Source organism: uncultured Wocania sp., from assembly GCF_964021735.1.
GTDB lineage: Bacteria > Bacteroidota > Bacteroidia > Flavobacteriales > Flavobacteriaceae > Wocania_A.
This window is the reverse complement of sequence record NZ_CAXIBN010000057.1, coordinates 1-17,259: the sequence shown is the minus strand read 5'-3', so window position 1 is coordinate 17,259 and position 17,259 is coordinate 1. Positions and strand designations below refer to the sequence as shown.

Annotated in this window: 17 protein-coding genes; 10 read left to right on the top strand and 7 right to left on the bottom strand. The window is 31.1% G+C overall.

Annotated elements, in window-relative coordinates:
* Positions 1-84 precede the first annotated feature (84 nt).
* Both AADI82_RS06930 and AADI82_RS06925 read left to right on the top strand, forming a co-directional pair.
* Positions 85-834 carry a CDP-alcohol phosphatidyltransferase family protein gene (locus AADI82_RS06930; protein WP_341215718.1) on the top strand — a complete coding sequence of 250 codons (750 nt, stop codon included), beginning with the start codon at positions 85-87 and terminating at the stop codon, positions 832-834.
* Between the two features lie 3 nt (positions 835-837).
* Positions 838-1,707 carry a DUF808 domain-containing protein gene (locus tag AADI82_RS06925; protein WP_341215717.1) on the top strand — a complete coding sequence of 290 codons (870 nt, stop codon included), beginning with the start codon at positions 838-840 and terminating at the stop codon, positions 1,705-1,707.
* A gap of 7 nt (positions 1,708-1,714) precedes the next feature.
* Here AADI82_RS06925 and AADI82_RS06920 read toward each other — a convergent pair whose 3' ends face one another.
* The 6 genes from AADI82_RS06920 to AADI82_RS06895 all read right to left on the bottom strand — a co-directional run bounded on the left by AADI82_RS06920 (position 1,715) and on the right by AADI82_RS06895 (position 6,153).
* On the bottom strand, positions 1,715-1,882 hold the full coding sequence (locus AADI82_RS06920) for an Arc family DNA-binding protein (protein ID WP_341215716.1): 168 nt from the start codon (positions 1,880-1,882) through the stop codon (positions 1,715-1,717).
* A 43-nt stretch (positions 1,883-1,925) separates the two neighbouring features.
* Entirely contained in the window at positions 1,926-2,786 is an 861-nt protein-coding gene (locus AADI82_RS06915) for an SPFH domain-containing protein (RefSeq protein ID WP_341215715.1), read from the bottom strand.
* Positions 2,787-3,159: 373 nt separating this feature from the next.
* Complete coding sequence (lptB, locus tag AADI82_RS06910; protein ID WP_034041058.1) at positions 3,160-3,900, bottom strand: LPS export ABC transporter ATP-binding protein; 741 nt, start codon at positions 3,898-3,900, stop codon at positions 3,160-3,162.
* A 120-nt stretch (positions 3,901-4,020) separates the two neighbouring features.
* Complete coding sequence (locus AADI82_RS06905) at positions 4,021-4,371, bottom strand: carboxymuconolactone decarboxylase family protein (RefSeq protein ID WP_341215714.1); 351 nt, start codon at positions 4,369-4,371, stop codon at positions 4,021-4,023.
* Positions 4,364-5,188: a twin-arginine translocase subunit TatC gene (gene tatC, locus AADI82_RS06900; RefSeq protein ID WP_341215713.1), complete on the bottom strand. Its 825-nt coding sequence runs from the start codon at positions 5,186-5,188 to the stop codon at positions 4,364-4,366. Before tatC ends, AADI82_RS06905 begins: the two co-directional genes overlap by 8 nt.
* The gene (locus AADI82_RS06895; RefSeq protein ID WP_341215712.1) at positions 5,188-6,153 is read right to left on the bottom strand and encodes a KpsF/GutQ family sugar-phosphate isomerase; all 966 of its coding nucleotides are present in this window, start codon (positions 6,151-6,153) and stop codon (positions 5,188-5,190) included. Before AADI82_RS06895 ends, tatC begins: the two co-directional genes overlap by 1 nt.
* Before the next feature lie 207 nt (positions 6,154-6,360).
* Between AADI82_RS06895 and AADI82_RS06890 the strand changes: the two genes are divergently transcribed.
* Entirely contained in the window at positions 6,361-8,565 is a 2,205-nt protein-coding gene (locus AADI82_RS06890; RefSeq protein WP_341215711.1) for an ATP-dependent DNA helicase RecQ, read from the top strand.
* 387 nt (positions 8,566-8,952) lie between these two features.
* Here AADI82_RS06890 and AADI82_RS06885 read toward each other — a convergent pair whose 3' ends face one another.
* On the bottom strand, positions 8,953-9,609 hold the full coding sequence (locus tag AADI82_RS06885) for a YceI family protein (RefSeq protein ID WP_341215710.1): 657 nt from the start codon (positions 9,607-9,609) through the stop codon (positions 8,953-8,955).
* A gap of 158 nt (positions 9,610-9,767) precedes the next feature.
* Here AADI82_RS06885 and AADI82_RS06880 point away from each other — a divergent pair, with 158 nt between their 5' ends.
* The 7 genes from AADI82_RS06880 to AADI82_RS06850 all read left to right on the top strand — a co-directional run bounded on the left by AADI82_RS06880 (position 9,768) and on the right by AADI82_RS06850 (position 17,134).
* Positions 9,768-10,301: a nucleotide exchange factor GrpE gene (locus AADI82_RS06880; RefSeq protein ID WP_341215719.1), complete on the top strand. Its 534-nt coding sequence runs from the start codon at positions 9,768-9,770 to the stop codon at positions 10,299-10,301.
* Between the two features lie 73 nt (positions 10,302-10,374).
* Positions 10,375-11,493 carry a molecular chaperone DnaJ gene (gene dnaJ, locus AADI82_RS06875; protein WP_341215709.1) on the top strand — a complete coding sequence of 373 codons (1,119 nt, stop codon included), beginning with the start codon at positions 10,375-10,377 and terminating at the stop codon, positions 11,491-11,493.
* A 258-nt stretch (positions 11,494-11,751) separates the two neighbouring features.
* Positions 11,752-12,678 carry an ATP-binding cassette domain-containing protein gene (locus tag AADI82_RS06870; protein WP_341215708.1) on the top strand — a complete coding sequence of 309 codons (927 nt, stop codon included), beginning with the start codon at positions 11,752-11,754 and terminating at the stop codon, positions 12,676-12,678.
* Positions 12,679-12,806: 128 nt separating this feature from the next.
* The gene (locus AADI82_RS06865) at positions 12,807-14,114 is read left to right on the top strand and encodes an ABC transporter permease (protein WP_341215707.1); all 1,308 of its coding nucleotides are present in this window, start codon (positions 12,807-12,809) and stop codon (positions 14,112-14,114) included.
* Positions 14,115-15,044: a mechanosensitive ion channel domain-containing protein gene (locus AADI82_RS06860; protein WP_341215706.1), complete on the top strand. Its 930-nt coding sequence runs from the start codon at positions 14,115-14,117 to the stop codon at positions 15,042-15,044.
* 39 nt (positions 15,045-15,083) lie between these two features.
* Positions 15,084-15,968: a DUF6268 family outer membrane beta-barrel protein gene (locus AADI82_RS06855; RefSeq protein ID WP_341215705.1), complete on the top strand. Its 885-nt coding sequence runs from the start codon at positions 15,084-15,086 to the stop codon at positions 15,966-15,968.
* 2 nt (positions 15,969-15,970) lie between these two features.
* Complete coding sequence (locus AADI82_RS06850; protein WP_341215704.1) at positions 15,971-17,134, top strand: sigma-54 dependent transcriptional regulator; 1,164 nt, start codon at positions 15,971-15,973, stop codon at positions 17,132-17,134.
* Positions 17,135-17,259 lie beyond the last annotated feature (125 nt).

Here is a 17,259-nt window from a genome sequence, read left to right as displayed (position 1 = left end):
AAACTTCAAAATAAATACAATATTGTTTCTTCTTTGTTTTAGACCGAAATACTTTATTATTTTTACAGTATTAAAATAATAAATATGAAGCGATATATTCCGAATGCATTAACTCTTTTAAATCTATTTTGTGGATGTATTGCTGTAATTTTGGCTGTTAATAATAATTTTTTTTTAGCTGCTTTATTTGTGTTTTTTGGTATTTTCTTTGATTTTTTTGATGGTTTTGCAGCAAGAAAGTTAAACGTACAAAGCGAATTGGGCGTGCAATTAGATTCGTTAGCAGACATGGTAACTAGTGGATTGGTACCTGGGATAATAATGTTTAAGTTATTAAGTTTATGCGAATCAAGTTGGAAGTATGTCGGAAACGATCCAACAGTTGAGTTTATTTTTGGATTTTCTGAGATAACTATTCGTCCGCTTATAGGTCTAACAATCACTCTAGCATCAGCTTACCGATTAGCAAAATTTAATATCGATACAGAACAACAAAGTTATTTTAAAGGCTTACCAACACCAGCAAACACTTTGTTAATTGTGTCGCTGCCTTTAATTATGGAATTTCAGAATAATGATGTAATCAATTCTATTATTCTTAATCAATGGTTTTTAATTGGGTTAACGGCTTTTAGTTGTTGGATATTAAATTCTAATATTAAATTATTTGCTTTAAAGTTTAAAGATTGGAGCTTTAAAAACAATTCCACACGTTATATTTTTATGCTACTGTGTGTTGTGCTTTTAATTGTATTGCAATTTGCTGCAATTCCATTAATTATTCTACTTTATATTTCTATGTCTGTTTTAGACAATTTAATTTCAAAACAATAATACATGGCATCAGGATTTTTTGCATTATTTGACGACATAGCAGCTTTAATGGACGATGTTGTTGTAATGAGTAAAATAAGCACAAAAAAAACAGCAGGTATTTTGGGAGACGATTTAGCAGTTAATGCCGAAAAAGCTACAGGATTTGTGTCATCAAGAGAGTTGCCTGTTTTATGGGCAATTACTAAAGGTTCTTTCCTTAATAAATTAATTATTTTACCCATTGCCTTTTTGCTTAGTGCTTTTGCGCCATGGGCAGTTACGTTGGCTTTAATATTAGGTGGTGTGTATTTAGCTTTTGAAGGTGCAGAAAAAATATATCACTTTTTTGTGCCACATAAACACATTAAAGTTAAAGTTGATGAAGAAACCGTTTCTGAAGATGAGGTTTTAAAAGCTGAAAAAAGTAAAATAAAATCAGCCATTTTAACCGATTTTATTCTATCGGTAGAAATTGTAATTATTGCTTTAGGTACTGTATTAGATAAACCTATTTTGTTTCAAATATTAGTTGTTTCCATTGTTGCTGTTATTGCAACTGTAGGGGTTTATGGTATTGTAGCACTTATAGTTAGAATGGATGATTTTGGCTATCGACTTGTAAAATTAAGTGATAAAGAAAAAAGTGTTTCAAAATTTATTGGAAACTTTTTAATTAATGCCTTGCCTGTTGTTATTAAAAGTTTATCAGTGATTGGAACTATTGCTTTGATTTTGGTCTCTGGTGGTATTTTTGTTCATAATATTGAATTTCTGCATCATATTTTAGAAGCATTGCCATCTTTTTTGAGGGATTTTATTGTTGGATTATTGGTAGGAGGAATAGCTCTTTTAGTAGTTAAATTTTTTAAACGTGCCACAATAAAAGAATAAAACTTTTTTATTCGGGATCTTTGCTTTTTGGTTTTCTCTTTGCTTTTTTTAAGCTTTCATTTAACATCCATTCTATTTGACCATTAGTGCTGCGGAATTCGTCCGCAGCCCATTTTTCAATAGCTTTGAGCATATCTTCATTTATTCGTAATGCAAAAGCTTTTTTCTTGGCCATGTGCGGTTTGTTAATTACTTCAATAAAAATACAAATGTATTGTTTATTGATTTAAAGTGCCAGTATTTAATACAGGAGAAGCATCTTTATCACCACAAAGTATAACCATTAAATTGCTAACCATAGCAGCTTTTCGTTCTTCATCTAGATCTACAATATTTTTCTTTCCTAATTCTTCTAAAGCCATCTCTACCATACTCACAGCGCCTTCAACAATCTTGTGTCTTGCTGCAACTATGGCCGTAGCTTGTTGTCTTTTTAGCATAGCGTTTGCAATTTCTTGAGCGTAAGCTAAATAACCAATTCTTGCTTCTAAAACTTCAATACCAGCAATAGACAAACGTTCGTCTATTTCTTTTTCTAATGCTTCACTTACCTCATTTACACTAGATCGAAGCGTAATATCTTCGGTGTATCCATCATCTGCAAAATTATCATAAGGATACATACTAGCTAATTTTCTAACAGCCGCATCGGTTTGTACTCTAACAAAATTTTCATAATTATCGACATCAAAAGCAGCTTTATAAGTGTCTTTAACCCTCCAAACCAAAATGGTACTAATCATAATTGGGTTACCTAATTTGTCATTCACTTTTAAGCGCTCGCTATCAAAATTACTAGCGCGTAGAGAAATCTTCTTTTTAGTGTAAAACGGAATTATCCAATAAAAGCCACTCTTGTTAATTGTTCCCACGTATTCTCCAAAGAGCAGTAATACCCTAGAGTTATTTGGTTGGACCATAACAAAACCTTTAAAGATGAAAATAGAAATAATAAAAGGAAATATAAAGAATAAACTTCCATTTAAAATTACAATGGCAACACTTCCAAGAAGCGTAATAAAGAATATGAATAGCATTGAATAGCCATTTGTGGGAGTAATTATTTTTTCTGATTTCATTTGGTATATGTTTAGATTAAAATGATATTATTTTGATATCATAAAGATATTAATTAATTTTTAATACACAATAATTAATATTGATTAAATACAAAGAAGTTAAAACTTCAATAGAAGGATTTATTTAACAGAAAAAGGGAAGCTTAATTTTTGTTAGAATATCCAGATATTTTCTTGTTGAAAATAAAATATGATAAAATCAGCTACGGTTTCCTTTTTTATTTAAGTGAAATTAAAAAAGGTGTATCATTATAATTATTTGAGAATAAGAAATGATTTTAATATTAAAAAGATGCTTATTTATACAAATTTTTGTGTTTTGAAGGCATAGTAACATAGTAAAGAGTCAAATAAATTATATGACACTTAGTGTCTAGTCACGAATTTTCTTTTTACGAAGTTCAAAATTTTGACCTAAATATACTTTACGTACCATTTCGTCTTCGGCTAATTCTTCAGGTTTTCCAGCTTTTAAAATACCACCTTCAAACATTAAATAGGTTCTATCGGTAATCGCTAAAGTTTCTTGAACGTTGTGATCGGTAATTAAAATACCGATATTTTTTTTGGTGAGTTGTGCTACAATGCGTTGAATATCTTCAACCGCCACAGGATCTACACCAGCAAAAGGCTCATCTAATAAAATAAAACTAGGGTCGGTTGCAAGTGCACGCGCAATTTCGGTTCGTCTGCGCTCGCCACCAGATAATAAATCGCCACGGCTTTTACGAATATGTCCTAAACCAAATTCTTCAATTAGCGATTCCATTTTATCGTGTTGCTGTTTTTTACTTAGTTTAGTAAGTTGCAATACACTTAAAATATTATCTTCAATACTAAGTTTTCTAAATACCGAAGCTTCTTGTGCTAAATATCCAATACCGTTTTGTGCACGTTTATACATCGGATATTTAGTAATTTCAGTATTATCTAAAAAAATATGTCCGCCATTAGGTTTTATTAAACCAACAATCATGTAAAAAGAGGTTGTTTTCCCAGCACCATTTGGTCCTAAAAGCCCAACAATTTCACCTTGATTTACTTCAAGAGAAACATCTTTTACCACTTTTCGTCCGCTATAGGACTTCATTAAATTTTCGGCTCTTAAAATCATAATTTTATATACTGAACGCTAAAAATAGTAAAATCGTGTTCACTATTATAACAGAACGCTTTAATTTTATCTTTTTATGTAGGCTTTATTCTAATATCTAATAACGTAACACTCTAGAATCTATTTACTATTGGCTTCTAAAGCGTCCCAAAATTCGTAAGCACGTCGTAAATGAGGAATTACAATAGTACCTCCAATTAAATTAGCAATACTTAAAGTTTCAACAACTTGTTCTTTTGATATGCCTTCTTTATAACAGGTTTCAAGATGATATTTTACACAATCATCACAACGCAAAACCATAGATGCTACCAAGCCTAAAAGCTCTTTTGTTTTAACATCTAAAGCGCCTTCCGCAAAAGCATTTGTATCTAAATTAAAGATGCGTTTAATAACTTTATTATTATCGGCAAGAATTTTATCGTTCATTCTTTCCCGATACTCATTAAATTCTGTAACGATATCAGACATGTTGTTTTTCTTTTCTTTTTTGATTTCTAACGACAACTTTAGAAATATAAATACTTACTTGATATAATATTAAAATAGGAATAGCAACGATAACTTGACTCGCAATATCAGGAGGAGTTATAATGGCTGATAAAATTAATACTACTACTAAGGCGTATTTTCTGTATTTTCTTAATATTTCTGGTGTAACTAAACCTATTTTAGTTAAAAAGTAGATGATAATGGGTAGCTCAAAAATTAATCCAGAAGCTAATGAAGAAGATCTTACCAAAGCTATATACGAGCTAATATCTATTTGATTATCTACAACTTTAGATATACTATAATTTGCTAAAAAGTTAAGCGATAAAGGTGTTACAATATAATACCCAAATAATACACCAATAAAAAATAGGAGTGATGAAATGATGATAAAGCCACGTGAATGTTTACGTTCATCACTATGTAATCCAGGGCTAATAAATTTCCATAATTGATAAATAACATATGGAAATGATATGATAAAACCTCCCAAAATGGCCGTCCAAATATCTGCCGAAAACTGTCCAGCCATGGTACGGTTTTGTATAATCATTGGCATTTCTTCTGCACAAAACGTGGTATCTACTCCTATAAAATTTGCTGCATCACACAAAAAACTATAGGTTGGAAAACTCATTAACAAAGGAGCGAAAATAATTTTATCGAAAACAAATCGACTAAAAATAAAAACCAAAGTAGCAACAATAATAACAGCTACACAAATTCTTATTAAATGCCATCGTAAATCTTCGAGATGATCTAAAAAAGACATCTCATTAATGTTCTTTTTTGCCATTATATAATACCTTCTTTTATTAAATCGTGTAAATGTACCACACCTGCGTAATTGCCATTGTCTTCAACAAGTAGTTGCGAAATACCGTTAGTTTCCATAATTTCTAAAGCATCAACCGCCATAGCGTCAACATTAATATGTTTTGGATTAGCACTCATAATATCCTTTGCCGTTAAATTAGAAAAATCATCAACTTTGGTTAGCATTCTACGTAAATCGCCATCGGTAATTATACCAACAATTTTTTTGTTTTCAACTACAGCTGTAACGCCTAGCATTTTTTCAGTAATTTCAATAATAATATTTTTAATACTTGTATCTAAATTAACCTTTGGTTTTTCATTTATAGATGAAATGTCATGAACTCTTAAATATAGTTTTTTACCTAATGCACCACCTGGGTGATATTTGGCAAAATCGTTGCTCGAAAACCCCCGTAGCTCTAATAAGCAAACAGCCAGTGCATCGCCAATTACCAATTGTGCCGTAGTACTTGTTGTTGGTGCTAAATTATTTGGGCAAGCTTCCTGCTCGACATAAGCATTTAAAACAAAATCTGCTTGTTGTCCTAAAAACGAATCTATGTTACCTGTGATAGCAATCATTTTGTTTTTTGCGCTTTTAATTAAAGGTACTAAAACTTTAATTTCTGGCGTGTTTCCACTTTTTGAAATACAAATAACTACATCATCTTTAAGTATTAATCCTAAATCGCCATGAATAGCATCGGCAGCATGCATAAAAACAGCAGGTGTGCCGGTAGAATTTAAGGTAGCTACAATTTTGTTTGCTATAATAGCACTTTTACCAATTCCTGTAATAATTACACGTCCTTTAGAGTTGTAAATAAGATTTACGGTATGAGCAAAATCATTGGTTATTAGATTAGATAAGTTAGAAATGGCTTTGCTTTCCATTTCTATGGTATATTTTGCTGTATCAATAATAGAATTTTTGTCTTTCAAAATTTATTATTATTTTTTGTTGATGCTTTAAAGATTTTGTTATCTTTAAATGATTAGTCAATATTGAATTTTTATTGTAAATTCGAATTACGTTACAAAACTAACGAAAAAAAACATGAGGGTTCTTTAAATATGCTGCTAAATTATAGAATAGTATACTTTGTATTGGTGTATTTTTATCGTGTAAATTAATTTTTTATTTAATCAATGTTAACAACAAAAAGTGACATTCATTCTGCACTAAAAAAATATTTTGGGTTTAATAAATTCAAAGGGTTGCAAGAAGGCGTAGTGGAAAGTATTCTGTCTAAAAAACACACATTCGTAATTATGCCAACAGGAGGCGGGAAATCTCTTTGTTATCAACTACCAGCGTTAATGCAAGAAGGCACAGCTATAGTGGTATCTCCTTTAATTGCATTAATGAAAAATCAGGTGGATGCTATTAGAGGTCTTTCAAACGAAGAAGGCGTGGCGCATGTATTAAATTCTTCATTAAATAAAACTGAAGTAAAGCGTGTAAAAGAAGATATTGTTAATGGTATTACTAAGTTACTTTATGTAGCTCCAGAATCATTAACCAAAGAGGAAAATGTAGATTTTCTTCGAACTGTAAAAGTATCTTTTATGGCTGTTGATGAGGCACATTGTATAAGTGAATGGGGACATGATTTTAGACCAGAATACAGAAATTTACGAAATATAATAGGACGTATTGGAGACGATATTCCTATTATTGGTTTAACCGCTACAGCTACACCAAAGGTACAAGAAGATATTATTAAAAATCTAGGTATTACAGGTGCTACAACTTTTAAAGCATCCTTTAATAGGCCTAATTTATATTATGAAGTTAGACCAAAAACAAAAAATGTTGATGCTGATATTATTCGATTTATTAAACAAAACGACGGAAAATCTGGTATTGTATATTGTTTGAGCAGAAAGCGTGTTGAGGAATTAGCACAAGTTTTACAAGTAAACGGCATTAAAGCAGTACCATATCATGCAGGTTTAGATGCCAAAACAAGATCGAGTCATCAGGATAAATTTCTTATGGAAGATGTCGATGTTGTTGTAGCTACTATAGCCTTTGGGATGGGTATTGATAAACCCGATGTACGCTTTGTAATTCATCACGATATACCTAAAAGTATAGAAAGTTATTATCAAGAAACTGGTCGTGCTGGTCGTGACGGTGGAGAAGGGCATTGTTTGGCATATTATGCATATAAGGATATAGAAAAGTTAGAAAAATTTATGTCTGGTAAACCTGTTGCTGAACAGGAAATAGGTCAAGCATTACTACAAGAAGTTGTTGCTTTTGCAGAAACATCAATATCTCGTAGAAAATTTATTTTGCATTATTTTGGTGAAGAATTTGATAATAAAACAGGAGAAGGTGGCGATATGGACGATAATGTTCGTAATCCAAAAAAACAAAAAGAGGCACAAAACGATGTTAAATTACTTTTAGAAACCATAGATAAAACCAACGAAAAGTATAAATCTAAAGACTTAGTTAGCGTAATTATTGGTAAAGAAAATGCGCTTATAAATTCTCATAGAACTAACGAACAAGACTTTTTTGGTAAAGGTAAAGACCAAGATAAAAAACATTGGATGGCTCTATTAAGGCAAGTTTTGGTTGCGGGATATCTTAAAAAAGATATTGAAACTTATGGCGTTATAAAATTAACAGATTCTGGCAGAGACTTTATAAAAAAACCAGTGTCGTTTATGATGACTGAAGATCATATTTTTGAAGGCGAACAAGAAGATGGTTCTATAGTTACTGCAGCAAAAGGAGGAGGCGCAGTTGCAGATGATGTTTTAATGGGTATGCTTAAAGATTTACGCAAAAAAAATGCTAAAAAATTGGGTGTTCCGCCGTTTGTGATTTTCCAAGATCCTTCGTTAGAAGATATGGCATTAAAATATCCTATTTCTATGTCCGAGCTTAGTAACGTTCATGGTGTTGGAGATGGAAAAGCTAAAAAATATGGTAAAGATTTTATAGACCTTATTTCTAAATACGTAGAAGAAAATGACATTACTCGTCCAGACGATTTGGTTGTAAAATCTACAGGAAGTAACTCTGCAAATAAGTTGTATATTATTCAAAATGTTGATAGAAAATTACCTTTAGATGATATTGCATCGTCTAAAAAAATGTCTATGGAAGACTTTATAAAAGAAATGGAAGCCATAGTATATTCTGGTACTAAACTTAATATTAATTATTGGATTGATGAGATTTTAGACGAAGATCAACAAGAAGAAATTCATGACTATTTTATGGAATCAGAATCTGATGATATTGATGCCGCTATTAATGAGTTTGATGGCGATTATGATGATGAAGAATTGCGTTTATACCGTATTAAATTTATAAGCGAAGTAGCAAATTAGTTTTAAATAAATAAGTCTTTGGACGTTAGTAGATAAGGGGAAGGACTTTCTTACTATATCTTTTTCTCGTGTCTCAAAAATGGATGGCGTTTAAATCCCTAGCACAATTATTTGATAAGGTATTTTTGTAATCGATAAATAGATTACTTTTTTATGTATTATTGCTTAATAACACCGTGTTATTTACTTTAGTAATTAGCGATGGTGAGGAGTTGTTTATTATAGTTGAAATTCTGATTCTTAATATAAGAATTTATTCTTTTTTTATTAGTTATATTCACATGCTAAATAAAGTTGTAATTTTTTCTTATATATGTTGAATAGATTTATAAAACAAAAAAGCCACTTTGGTTATACAAAGTGGCTTTAAATAAAATAAATTTCAGTTTAAGATTTTGTAGCCTTAACTGTAATCTTTAACTCAATATCGTCGTTAATAAACTTATCGCCTAAATTATCAAAAAATGATTTTGAGCCATATTTTACATTCCATTTAGAGCGGTCTATAGTAAACGTTTCACTAGTTAATGTTACTGCTCCATCAGTATTAGTAACTGTTACAGGAAATGTTACATTGTTTTTAGTTTCTTTAAGTGTTAAGTTTCCGGATAACATGGTTTTTCCTTCTGTTTCACTTAAACCTGTAATTTCAAAAGCGGCACTTGGGTGTTTTTCAACATCAAAAAAGTCAGCACTTTTTAAATGCCCAGTAAGTTTTCCGTTATACTCATCTTCTTTGGGAATGTCTGTAACCTCAATAGATTTCATATCGATTAAAAACGTACCGCTGTTAATTTTTCCATCGGTTAAATTAAGTACTCCGTTTTCTAAATCAATAGTTCCGGTATGAGTTCCTGTAGGTTTAAACCCTTTCCACTCAATTGTAGATTCGGTTACATTAGCTGTATATTTTTCGGCTGTAGCTTCAGCAGTTGCTACTGTTTCTGCTTCTTTCGTGTTTGCTTCTTTAGCTTTGTCTTTACATCCAGTTGTACTTACAACTAATGCTGCAATAGTAAATAGTGTAGCAATACTTTTTTTCATTTTTAATGTTTTTAGTGTTAAGTTGTAAAATTAGTTAAATGATTACTTTTTTTAGCTAAAAAAATATTAAAATTTTTTCGTGACATTTTGACATTTTTATAATAATGGCAGTACTTTTGCCAACCTATTTTAGTATTCGAATAAATTTAAATTTTGCAATGGGTAAAAAGGATAAAAAAGATATAGAGAAAGAACAGGTTGAAAACGTACAAACCGAAACCGTTGATGTTGAAGAGCAAACTGTTGAAGAAAAGCTTCAAGACGAATTAAAACAAGAAAAAGATAAGTTTTTGCGTTTGTTTGCAGAATTTGAAAATTATAAGCGAAGAACCTCTAAGGAGCGCATTGAATTATTTTCGACAGCTAGCGAAGATGTCATGAAAACCTTGTTACCAGTTCTTGATGATTTTGAGCGCGCTTTAACACATATTGAAGAAGATAAAGAAGCTGAAGAATTGCGTAAAGGTGTATTATTAATTTACCAAAAATTAGTAAAAACATTAGAACAAAAAGGTTTAACTGCAATAGCAATTGAAAAAGGAGATGATTTTAATGCAGATAACCACGAAGCTATAACACAAATACCAGCACCAACAGATGATTTAAAAGGAAAAATTATTGATGTTGTAGAAAAAGGATACAAGTTAGGAGAAAAAATAATACGTTTTCCTAAAGTTGTAATTGGACAATAAATAAAATTAATTTAAAAGCTTTTCCAGCTTGTACTGAGCGTAGTCGGAGTATGGAAAGGATTTAGGACAGGATATGGCTAAAAAAGACTATTACGAAATATTAGGAGTAAGTAAAGGTGCTAGTGCTGCCGAAATTAAAAAGGCGTACCGAAAAAAAGCGATTGAATTTCACCCTGATAAAAATCCGGATGATAAAGGTGCTGAAGCAAAGTTTAAGGAAGCAGCTGAAGCTTACGAAGTGTTAAGTGATGCTGATAAAAAAGCACGATACGATCAATTTGGTCATCAAGCCTTTGAAAATGGCGGTGGAGGCTTTGGCGGTGGCGGTATGAATATGGACGATATATTCAGTCAGTTTGGAGATATTTTTGGTGGTGGCTTTGGCGGCGGATTTTCTGGTTTTGGCGGTGGCGGAAGTCAACGCAGGGTAAAAGGCAGCAATCTTCGTATTAGAGTTAAACTAACACTTGAAGAAATAGCCAATGGTGTTGAGAAAAAAATTAAAGTAAAACGTAAAGTTCAAGCACCAGGGACCACTTATAAAACCTGTTCTACTTGTAATGGTAGCGGGCAAGTTACACGTATTACAAACACTATTTTAGGACGCATGCAAACCTCTGCACCATGTAATGTTTGTGGAGGAGCAGGACAAACTATTGATAAAAAACCTGCCGATGCCGATGCACAGGGGTTAAAAGTTGTAGAAGAAACTGTATCTATTAAAATACCAGCAGGTGTTGTAGATGGAATGCAACTTAAAGTATCGGGAAAAGGTAATGATGCCCCTGGAAATGGTTTTTCTGGCGATTTATTAGTCGCTATCGAGGAAGAAGATCACGATACATTACAACGCGAAGGCGATAATTTACATTACGATTTATATGTAAGTTATCCTGATGCGGTTTTAGGCACCTCAAAAGAGATTGATACCGTTACAGGGAAAGTACGTATTAAGGTTGAAGCTGGCGTACAATCGGGTAAGATTTTACGCTTACGCGGAAAAGGAATCCCGAGTATTAATGGGTATGGAAAAGGTGATCTTTTGGTACATGTAAACGTTTGGACACCTAAAACATTAAACAAACAACAAAAAGAATTTTTTGAAAGCATGAGAGATGATGAACACTTTTCTCCAAAGCCAGAAAGTTCAGATAAATCATTTTTTGAAAAGGTAAAAGATATGTTTTCTTAGTATTAGAAAATATAAAGTTCTCTTATAGTTTTGACATTATTTACAAAAAAAAACTTATATTTGAACTATCACTAATTAATTTTAGTGATAATTTTTCTTTTTCATAGCAATTTTTTTCCCATCCTTAATTTTTTTAAGGGTGGGTTTTGTTTTTTGTATTAAAAGCTAAATTTTATATGTTTTATCAATTAATTTTAAATGTTGGTTGTAACATTTAATATATTTACCATACTTATTTTAAACACTAAAAATTTTTGAATGAATAATCTATTAGTGGCTAATTCAGTCTCTAAAAATTTTGGCAATTTTAAAGCATTAAATAATGTTTCCATTGAAGTGCCTAAAGGTAGTATTTTTGGATTGTTAGGGCCTAATGGTGCAGGAAAAACAACGCTTATACGAATCATTAATCAAATAACCATGCCAGATACTGGTACGGTACATTTAGATGGTGAGTTGCTAAATCAAGATCACATAAAAGATATTGGCTATTTACCAGAAGAACGTGGATTGTATAAATCTATGAAAGTGGGTGAGCAAGCTTTGTACTTAGCACAATTAAAAGGCTTAAGTAAAGCTGAAGCTAAAACCCGATTAAAATATTGGTTTGAGAGATTGGAAATTGGCGATTGGTGGAATAAAAAAATTCAAGAATTATCTAAAGGCATGGCACAAAAAATACAGTTTGTAGTAACGGTATTACATGAGCCAAAATTATTGATTTTCGACGAACCTTTTTCGGGATTCGACCCCATAAATGCCAATTTAATTAAAGATGAAATCTTTCGTTTGCGAGAAAATGGTGCGACCATTATTTTTTCAACACACCGGATGGAATCTGTTGAAGAGTTATGTGATGATATTGCATTAATACATCAATCAAATAAAATATTAGATGGTAAATTAGTTGATGTTAAGCGACAATATAAAACTAATACTTACGAGGTTGGCATTAAAACAAACGACAACACCACTCTACAAAAAGAATTGTCAGAAAAATTTAAGGTTTCGAAAGCTAATTTTAAAACTTTAGATGATGAGTTGAAGCTAAACATAAAGCTTAATGAAGATGATAAACCAAACGATTTTTTATCATATTTAACCACAAAAGGAAATGTCTCTCATTTTGTTGAATTAATTCCTAGTGTTAACGATATTTTTATTCAAACCGTACAGAATAATTAATCGAAAAAGAATGCTATGAGATTTTGTCTCAGAGTTACCGTTGAAATTGTCATTCCCGCTTGTTGTACTAAGTTTGTTGAAGTGAAGACGGGAATCTATAAAATACAGAATTAAAAATTATTTATTTAATGAACCATTTACCACTTATAATAAAGCGTGAATATTTAACAAAGGTTAAAAACAAATCATTTATAATTATGACTATTTTAAGTCCTATTATTATGATAGCGCTTATCTCGGTTGTTGCTTATTTATCGCAATTAAATAATAATAAAACACGGGTTATTTCTGTTTTAGATGAGTCTGGAATAGTAAAAGAAGTTTTTAAAGATACAGAAAACACAACTTACCATATTTTACAAAATATGTCTTTAAGCGATGCTAAAGCCATAGTTAAAGAAACCTCTAATTATGGTTTACTACATATTGGGAAATTTGATGATTTTGATGTGCTATCAAAACACATTAAGTTTTATTCAGAAGAGTCACCATCGTTAACATTAATTTCTAGCTTAGAATCTAAAATTGAGAAAAAGCTAACAAATTTAAAACTTCAACAAAAAGGAGTAGATGTTGAGATGATTAAGGCTTCAAAAATAAATGTAAATCTTGCTCAAGAAAGTTTTGAAGGTGAAAAGACATCTAAAATAGATAGTGTTGTTAAACTTATTTTTGGTGGTATTGCAGGCTATTTGTTGTTTATGTTTATTATTATTTATGGCAATATGATTATGCGTAGTGTTATTGAAGAAAAGACTAGCAGAATTATAGAGGTTATAATTTCGTCTGTAAAACCAGTACAGTTAATGCTTGGTAAAATTATTGGCACATCTTTAGCTGGTATTACTCAATTTGTAATTTGGTTAATTTTAGGCGGTGTTTTAATGGCTATTGTGTCTGCAATTTTTGGAATTGATATGGCGCAATCACCGCAACAAGACATGATGCAGCGAGCTATGGAGAATCCAGAGGTTAATATGCAAATTCAAGACATTTTAACTGCATTTTATAATTTGCCTATTTTAAATTTAATTATTGCATTTATCTTATTTTTTATTAGTGGCTATTTATTATATAGCTCGTTTTATGCTGCTATTGGTGCAGCAGTTGATAATGAAACAGATACGCAGCAATTCATGCTACCTATTTTAATGCCACTAATACTGGCAGTATATATTGGTATTTTTACGGTTATTGAAGACCCACACGGTACGGTATCTACCATATTTTCATTCATTCCATTAACATCACCAGTGGTTATGTTAATGCGTATACCTTTTGGTGTACCTTTATGGCAACAACTTTTGTCCTTACTAATATTAATTGCTACATTTATGCTAACCGTTTGGTTTGCAGCAAAAATTTACAGAGTAGGTATTTTAATGTATGGAAAAAAACCAAGCTATAAAGAATTAATAAAGTGGATTAAGTATTAAATGCAAGATAAAATTACAGATAAAATAGAAAAAGAAGCAGAATCAATAGGTGATGTAATTACTGAAAGTTCGTTGTGGGAAAAACTTGTAGAATTTCTTGAATTTAAAATCATCAATTTTACTTATGGAACTGGTGATGATGCTCACGATGTAATACTTAAGGTTAAATATGTTTTACTAGTACTTTTTGTAATAGTAGCAACAACATATATTTTAAGATGGGTAAAAACACTTGTTACCAAGAATATGCCTGCCGATGATAAAGCAAAATTTACAACTGTTTTTTCTTTTGGAAGATGGATAATTTATATTATTGTCATGCTAGTCGTTTTCGACTCTATTGGTATTAATGTTACAGCAATTTTTGCGGCGTCCGCAGCTTTATTAATAGGAATTGGTTTAGCATTACAAACTTTATTTCAAGATATTATCTCTGGTATTTTTATACTCATAGACCAGTCGGTTCATGTTGGTGATATTATTGAAATAGAAGGTAAAGTAGGTCGTGTTGAAGAAATTAAATTACGTACAACACGAGCGGTAACTATTGATAATAAAGTATTGGTGATTCCTAACCATTTGTATTTAACAAACAGCTTGTATAATTGGACACAAAACGGCTCAACAACTAGAGAATCTGTAAACGTTGGTGTAGCTTATGGCAGTGATGTACAATTGGTAAAAAAATTATTGTTACAAGCAGCTAGCACACATCCAGATGTTATTAGCCAACCAGAACCTACAGTGGTATTTACAGATTTTGGAGATAGCTCGTTAAACTTTAAAATAGTCTTTACTATTAACGATAGTTTTAAAGCGCAATTTCCTAAAAGTGATATTCGATTTGAAATAGACAAATTATTTAGAGAAAACAACATAACTATTCCATTTCCGCAACGCGATATACATATTATTCAAAAAACAGAGTAGATAGAGTTAAATCATTTAAAAAAAAGTATAATATTAAATATGATAAAGCAAGAATTGAAATGGGTATATATGTTATTTCTAATTTTTGTATATCAATTTTCAAATGCACAACTCACAGATTTGGCACGATTAGAATATTCTTTTATTCCAAAAAATAAATCAGATGATCAATATACCAGATTAAGAGGCCTTATTAATTATCCCATTAAAGTTAAAGAGGATAGTTATTTAATTGTTGGAGCAGAATATAACCGTGTATTACTTAATTTAGAAGATAACTATCCTTTTAATACTTCCACTTTAAATAAAATTCACATTATAGATTTAAATATTGGTTATACTTTTAAGTGGAATGAAAAATGGCGATTCGGTGTAAAATTTAATCCAAGAATAGCTTCCACCTTATCAAAATCATTAACTTCAGACGATTACTTTATTAATGGAGGGATTTATTTTATTAATGATAGAATAAAGGATGAAAGCATAAAACGTCCATATCGATTAATTCTTGGGTTAACCTACAATGCCACTACAGGCTTACCTTTTCCTTTACCGTTTGTAAGCTATTATAGAGAAATTAATGATAAGTGGAGTTTTAATGCTGGAGTGCCAAAGTCTAATGTAAAATATACATTTAATAAAAAAAATAATCTACAAGCCTTTGTAGGGTTAGATGGTTACTTAGCTCATCTACAAGAACCCTCGGTTATAAATGGAGAAAATGTAGATCATATTTCATTATCTGTTGCCATTGGTGGATTGGGGTACGAATATTGCTTTACTAAACACTTAGTCGCTTATATGTATACTGGTTATACTTTTAGATTAAATAATGTGTTACGAAATGAAAATAGAGATGAAATTTTTAAATTAGACGATGTAAATGCGTTTTATTTAAGAACCGGACTTAAATTTAAAATATAAATATGCCAAAAATATTAATAATAGAAGATGAAGCAGCTATTAGAAGAGTTTTAGTAAAAATTCTTTCTGAAGAAAATGACACTTATCAAGTTGAAGAAGCCGAAGACGGATTAGTTGGTATTGAAAAAATAAAGAACGACGATTTCGATTTGGTATTATGCGATATAAAAATGCCAAAAATGGATGGTGTTGAAGTGTTGGAAGCTACAAAAAAAATTAAACCAGAAATACCAATGGTTATGATTTCTGGACATGGCGATTTAGATACTGCTGTAAATACCATGAGGTTAGGGGCTTTTGATTACATATCGAAACCACCAGATTTAAACAGGCTGCTTAATACCGTTAGAAATGCTTTAGATAGAAAAGAACTTGTGGTTGAAAACAAATTACTTAAAAAGAAAGTAAGCAAGAATTTTCAAATGATAGGCGAAAGTAAAGCCATTTCTCATATAAAAGATATTATTGAAAAAGTAGCACAAACAGATGCTCGTGTACTTATTACAGGTCCAAACGGAACAGGAAAAGAATTAGTTGCTCATTGGCTGCACCAAAAAAGTGAGCGAGCAAAAGGGCCTATGATAGAAGTTAATTGTGCTGCCATACCAAGCGAATTGATTGAAAGTGAATTATTTGGTCACGTAAAAGGTGCTTTTACAAGTGCTAATAAAGACCGAGCAGGAAAATTTGAAGCAGCAAATAGTGGTACTATTTTTTTAGATGAAATAGGAGACATGAGTCTTTCTGCGCAAGCTAAAGTATTACGCGCATTACAAGAAAGTCGTATTCAACGCGTTGGTAGCGATAAAGACATTAAAGTTGATGTACGTGTAGTTGCAGCGACCAATAAAGATTTAAAAAAGGAAATAAAAGAAGGGAGATTTAGAGAAGATTTGTATCACAGACTAGCAGTTATTTTAATTCAAGTACCTGCTTTAAATGAAAGACGAGACGATATTCCTTTACTTGTTAATTATTTTTCTGATAAGATAGCTAGTGAACAAGGTACAGCAAAAAAAATATTTTCTGATAAAGCTATCAATCTGTTACAAGATTACGATTGGACGGGAAATATTCGAGAACTTCGAAATGTTGTAGAACGCCTAATTATACTTGGCGGTAGTGAGGTTAGCGAAAGTGATGTTAAGATGTTTGCTAGTAAATAGAAACAATAAAAGGCTATTTAGAAATCAGGTTTGATGTTAGATAGAGCGCAGTCGAATTTTTTCAAGTTATATAGGCGCATTCAGAATTAAAGGCATTATAAAATAATCGATAAAAAAATCCAAGA